Origin of the sequence: Burkholderia sp. E168m15, assembly GCF_016586105.1 — a bacterium.
GTDB lineage: Bacteria > Pseudomonadota > Gammaproteobacteria > Burkholderiales > Burkholderiaceae > Burkholderia > Burkholderia orbicola.
In genome coordinates this window covers 1-4773 of sequence record NZ_BCPO01000165.1, presented here as the reverse complement: position 1 = coordinate 4773, position 4773 = coordinate 1, and the positions used below count along the sequence as shown (strand labels likewise).

Genomic DNA, 4773 nt, shown 5'->3' with positions numbered 1-4773 from the left:
CGCGGCGCGTCGCGTCGCGTTGAAAAACGGCACCACCGCGCGGGCGTGGCGGCGCGCAGCCTTCAGTCTTTGCGTTTCCACTGCCCGAACGACACTGGCCGGTGCGCGTCGGCGCGCGTGACGGTGACGTGGTCGGGCTGGTCGTCGAGCGGAAACGATTCGGTGACGATCTGGTTCGAAAAGAGCCAGCCGTGCGTGCGCGGGTCGTAGCGGAACGTGATGTAGTCGGTCCAGTGCTGGCCGCACGCGACGAAGTTCTGCACGGTGAAATAGCGGCCCTTCACCGACAAGCCGTTGTCGGCGGCATCTTCAGGATCGAACGGGTCGCACTGGCCGCCTTCGTTCGCACGCAGCACGACCTGGTCGTTGCGGGCGGCGAGCCGGTAGGTGTGGTCGGCCTGTTCCTCGTAGATCAGCAGCGGGCGCGGCGATGGTTGGTCGCGCGTGTCGACCGCGCGATGCACGACGACGAGAAAGCTGTGGCGTCCGTTGTCGACATCGGGGCCGGCTTGCGCGAGCAGCGGCTGGTAGCCGGGTGGCAGGTGCGCGGCGATCGACTTCGGCAGGGTGTCGGCGCGGACGCTGAGCGGGAATGCGGCAAGCAGCGGGAGCAGCAGGGCGGAAAGGCGAAGAGCGCGCATGGCGGGCGGTCCGGTCGAAAGGAGAAAAAGGGGGATGAGCCGCGCGACGTTACAGATCGCGCCCGAGAAAGTCCGTGCCCGGCACCGGATTGAACGCGACGGGCGGCGCGGGCGTGAAGCCGAGCGACGCATACAGTTGCCGGGCGGCGACGAACTCGGGCAGCACGTCGAGGCACATGCGCGCGTAACCGGCCGCCTTCGCGTCGCGCAGCAGCCGTTCGACGAGCTGGCGGCCGACGTTCAGCCCGCGTGCGTCGGGCCGCACGTACACGCGCTTCATCTCGCAGGTCGCCGCGTCGATTTCGCGGAACGCCGCGCAGCCGACCACGCGCTCGCCGCGCCACGCGAGCAGCAGCTGCCCGCGCGGCGCCGCGTATTTGCCGGGCAGCGCGGCGATTTCCGGCTCGTAGTCCTGGAAAGCGAGGCTGACGGTCGGGCTCGCGACGTACTCGCGAAAGATCGCTTCGACGGCGGCGGCATCGTCGGGATAGCGGGCGGCGCGGATCGCGATCATGGGGCGGCGCGAGATGACAGGAAAGAGGGCCAGCATAGCAGCGCACGGCCGCTTTCGGCCATGCGCGAAGCGTGCCAGAATCAGCGGCTCGACCGTCGGAAACGACACGCAGGCGCCGGCGCAGCGGCGTCGCTCACCCAGGAGACTTCGATGACCGCATCGGCTGCCGTACTCGCCATCCTCGCTGCGCTGTTTCTCGGCGCGATGATTCCGGGCCCGAGCTTCGTGCTGGTGGCCCGCAACTCGATCGGGCTATCGCGCCGCGACGGGCTGGCCACCGCACTCGGCATGGGCATCGGCGGCATCGTGTTCGGCGGCGTCGCGCTGGCCGGGCTTTACACGCTGCTGCAGGCCGTCGAATGGCTGTATGTGGGCCTCAAGGTCGCGGGCGGCGTGTACCTGATCTACATGGCGTCGAAGATCTGGCGCGGCGCCGACCGGCCGATCGCGATGGACGATCCGCAGGCGATGGCCGGCGGCAGCGCGCGCAAGTCGTTCTGGACCGGCCTCACGACCCAGCTCAGCAACCCGAAGACGGCGATCTGGTACGGCAGCATCTTCGCGGCGCTGCTCCCGCAGCACCCGCCGCTGTGGTGCTATCTCGCGCTGCCGCCGCTCGTGTTCGCGGTCGAATTCGGCTGGTACACGCTCGTCGCGCTGTGCTTCTCGACGCGCCGGCCGCGCGAACTCTACCTGCGCGCGAAGAAGTGGGTCGACCGCATCGCGGCCGGTGCGATCACGCTGCTCGGGCTGCGGCTGATCCTGAATGCGCCGAAAGCGGGGATCTGAGCGCTTCTCTTTCTCTATCAACACGTGGTGGCGGCCGGCCGTGGCCGTCGCCGGTTAGCGGCGGGCACCGCCCGCGCCGTTCGCCCGAGCGCGCATCGGCGTCCCGAATTCCAGGATTACCGGTTCATCGTCAGGCCATGGTCAGGCGCGGCTTGCGGAATGCCCGCCCCCCGTCGTGGCGGCTCGGCCCCTTCATCGTTCACGCCGGGTCGGCGCTGCAAACACACACGCATGGCTTCCCGATGGCGCGGCCGCTCGCCAGCCGCCGCCTCCCGTGTTTCCCGCTCGTCACCACCGTCCGCCGAGCCTTGCGCGACGGGCCTTCGCGTGTATCGCGCGGCACGCCGAACCGCGCCGCTTCCCCGATTCTGGCGGCCGACCGCCCGACGACGTGTAAACTGCTGCCTTTTTTGACGGTTTGCAGCATGGTGCAAGCATCTCCGCGCCCGGCGTTGAGCGGTCCGACGCTCGTCCGGCTGCTCGCGCGCCTGGCCGATGCCGACGTCGCGGAATCCCGGCAGACGCTGTCCGACCGGCTGAGCCAGTGGCTCGGCTGGACCGACGCGATCACGCTGTCGTCCGCGTTGAATGCGAGCCCGCCGGGTGTCGCGGCCGGCGTGCGCGGCTACGACGCCGAGCGCGACTGCGCGCGCGTGCGCCACGACCTCGCGCAGGCGATCACGGCCACCCAGCGGCCGCGCGCGCGGCGCCGGCCGGGCGACCTGCCGCCGCCGGCCGCCGATACGGCCGATTTCGCGGATTTCCGCCAGCGGTACCTGACCCTCCAGCAGGACATGGAAACGGCGATCGGCCAGTTGCGCGGCCGCCTGCGGGTCGCGCTCGCCGCGCGCTCGTCCGGAATGGCGCGGCTTGCGACGCTCGACACGATCATGGAGCGCGTGCTCGGCGCGCGCGAGCGCAGCCTGCTGTCGGCCATACCCGCGCTGCTCGGCACGCGCTTCGCGCGGCTGCGCGACGCGGAGCGGCAGGCGCTGGCCGAGGCTGAAGCCGTGGCCGCGGCCGCCGCTGCGCCTGACGCCGACGCATCCGCTCTGGCCGATGAGGGCGCGGCGGCCGACACCCCGACCGTCGCGGCGATCGTGCCCGGCGCGTGGCTCGATACGTTTCGCGACGAGATGCACAGCATTCTGCTTGCCGAACTCGAAGTCCGGTTTCAAACGGTAGACGGGCTGCTCGCGGCCCTTCGCACCTGCTAATCAACACGCTATGTCCAGAATTCGCCTTGATCTCGTTGTCTTCGTCGCCGGTCTGCTCGCAGTGGGCTGGATCGGTGCCGGCTATGTCGCGTCGAACCCGCTGGCGGCGGCCGTCACGCTGCTGATCGGCGCGTGCTACGTCGCCGGCGCATGGGAGCTGCTGCGCTACCGGCAGGCGACCGCCACGCTGTCGCACGCGGTCGCCGGCCTGAGCGCGCCGCCCGCGACGCTCGACCCGTGGCTCGACACGCTGCATCCGGGCCTGCGCGGCGCGGTGCGCGCCCGGGTCGAAGGCGCGCGCGTCGCGCTGCCGGGCCCGGCGCTCACGCCTTACCTCGTCGGCCTGCTGGTGCTGCTCGGCATGCTCGGCACGCTGCTCGGGATGGTCGTCACGCTGAAGGGCACGGGCGCCGCGCTCGAGAGCGCGACCGATCTCGATGCGATCCGTGCGTCGCTGATCGCGCCGGTGAAGGGGCTCGGGTTCGCGTTCGGCACGTCGATCGCCGGTGTGGCGACGTCCGCGATGCTCGGGCTGCTGTCCGCGCTCGTGCGCCGCGAGCGGATCGACGCGGCTCAGCAACTCGACGCGAAGATCGCGACGACGCTGCGCGTGCATTCGTCCGCGCACCAGCGCGACGAATCGTTCCGGCTGCTGCAGCGCCAGGCCGACGTGATGCCGGCGCTGGTCGACCGGTTGCAGACGATGATGACGACGCTCGAGGCGCGCAGCGTTGCGTTGCACGATCGTCAGATCGAAAGCCAGCAGGCATTTTTCGACCGGACCGAGCGGGCGTATGCGGGCCTGGCGTCGAACGTCGGCGACGCGCTGAAGGAAAGCGCCGCCGAAAGCGCGCGCGTGGCCGGCGCCGCGCTGCAGCCGGTCGTCGCCGCGACGATGACGGGGCTCGCGCAGGAGATGGCCGCGCTGCGCGACACCGTGACGGGCGCGGTGCAGCGTCAGCTCGACGGGCTGACCGAAGGCTTCGAGAAGACCACTGGCAACGTGACGGCCGTGTGGAACCGGGCGCTCGACGAACAGCGCCGCGCGGGCGACGCGGTCGCGCAGCAGTTGCAGACGACGCTCGGCCAGTTCACCGACACGTTCGCGCAGCGTTCGTCGGATCTGCTCGACGGCGTCGCGACGCGCCTCGAGTCGACCGAAGGCCGCCTGTCGGACGCATGGCGCGAGGCGCTGGCGCGCCAGGAGCAGGTCGGCGAGACGCTGGCCGGCCAGCATGCACGCGCGCTGGGCGAAGCCGCCGCGACGTTCGAACGCCATTCGGCCGCGACGCTCGCCGCGATGCACGAGTCGCACGCGGGTTTGCAGACGCAACTGGCGGCGCGTGATGAAGAACGTCTCGCTGCATGGAACGACTCGCTGGCCGCGATGGCCGCGAAGCTCGGCGACGAGTGGCAGCGTGCGGGCGCGCATAGCGCGGGCCGTCAGCAGGAAATCTGCGACGCGCTTGCGCAAACGACGCGCGATCTCGCCGCCCAGGCGTCGACGTTCGAACAACGCTCGAACGATCTGCTGTCGACGATCCGCGAGTCGCACACCGGTCTGCAGTCGCAACTGGCGGCGCGCGACGAAGAACGTTTGTCGGCATGGAAC

The 4773-nt window shown here is 70.6% G+C and carries 5 protein-coding genes; 3 read left to right on the top strand and 2 right to left on the bottom strand.

Features of this window, described 5'->3' with window-relative positions; genetic code table 11:
• Positions 1–62 precede the first annotated feature (62 nt).
• Both JMF86_RS24350 and JMF86_RS24345 read right to left on the bottom strand, forming a co-directional pair.
• A complete protein-coding gene (locus JMF86_RS24350) occupies positions 63–641 on the bottom strand; it encodes a hypothetical protein (protein WP_011548350.1) in 579 nt (192 codons plus the stop codon).
• A 49-nt stretch (positions 642–690) separates the two neighbouring features.
• Complete coding sequence (locus JMF86_RS24345) at positions 691–1155, bottom strand: GNAT family N-acetyltransferase (RefSeq protein ID WP_041489423.1); 465 nt, start codon at positions 1153–1155, stop codon at positions 691–693.
• Positions 1156–1305: 150 nt separating this feature from the next.
• Here JMF86_RS24345 and JMF86_RS24340 point away from each other — a divergent pair, with 150 nt between their 5' ends.
• The 3 genes from JMF86_RS24340 to JMF86_RS24330 form a co-directional block, all read left to right on the top strand.
• Complete coding sequence (locus JMF86_RS24340; protein WP_011548348.1) at positions 1306–1944, top strand: LysE family translocator; 639 nt, start codon at positions 1306–1308, stop codon at positions 1942–1944.
• Positions 1945–2369: 425 nt separating this feature from the next.
• On the top strand, positions 2370–3161 hold the full coding sequence (locus JMF86_RS24335; RefSeq protein ID WP_011548347.1) for a DUF3348 domain-containing protein: 792 nt from the start codon (positions 2370–2372) through the stop codon (positions 3159–3161).
• A gap of 10 nt (positions 3162–3171) precedes the next feature.
• Positions 3172–4773 (top strand): DUF802 domain-containing protein (locus JMF86_RS24330; RefSeq protein WP_201317166.1); only part of this gene is annotated, 1602 nt, incomplete at its 3' end.